The organism is Citrobacter sp. VF227 (assembly GCF_052950715.1).
Window position 1 is genome coordinate 1 of sequence record NZ_JBRFVF010000332.1, and the last position, 484, is coordinate 484.

The 484-nt window shown below is 68.0% G+C and carries 1 pseudogene; it reads right to left on the bottom strand.

The window, feature by feature from the left end:
• Positions 1–413 (bottom strand): annotated as a pseudogene (locus ACU8YC_RS26595) (hypothetical protein); the annotation flags it as partial.
• Positions 414–484: the final 71 nt, after the last annotated feature.

The window sequence follows — 484 nt, forward strand, 5'->3', positions numbered from 1 at the left end:
CGGATCGAGCGCGCCAGCTCGCCCTCCAGGGCGCGCAGGTGATTCACGTTCTGAACGAAGTTGGTGGACGAGAACGCGTCGCCCTTGTCGAAGATCTCGTAGCCGACGCCGCCCTGGGTCGGCAGCCCCTTGCCGGCGAGGTCCATGCGCAGCTTGGCGAGGTCCGGGCGCGGGGCCAGGATCGTCTGCCCGGCATCGCCCCGCGTCTCGTAGCGGATCCCGCGGCTGTCCAATTCCCGGACCACGGACGCGGAGTCCTGCATCGACAGGTCGGAGAACAGCGCGCCCATATCGGGGCGCGAGACCCGCAGGATGATGAAGGCGAAGAAGCCGATGAGCGTCAGCGTCACCGCCGCCATGGCGGCGATTCGGGCCGGTCCGAACTTCGTGACGAGATCGAGAACCGGCTTCACGGGAGGATTCGCTGCACTCTAACGCTGGCGGACCCCGGCGGTCCGCTCGGCAGAAATTGCCCAGGTCGTGG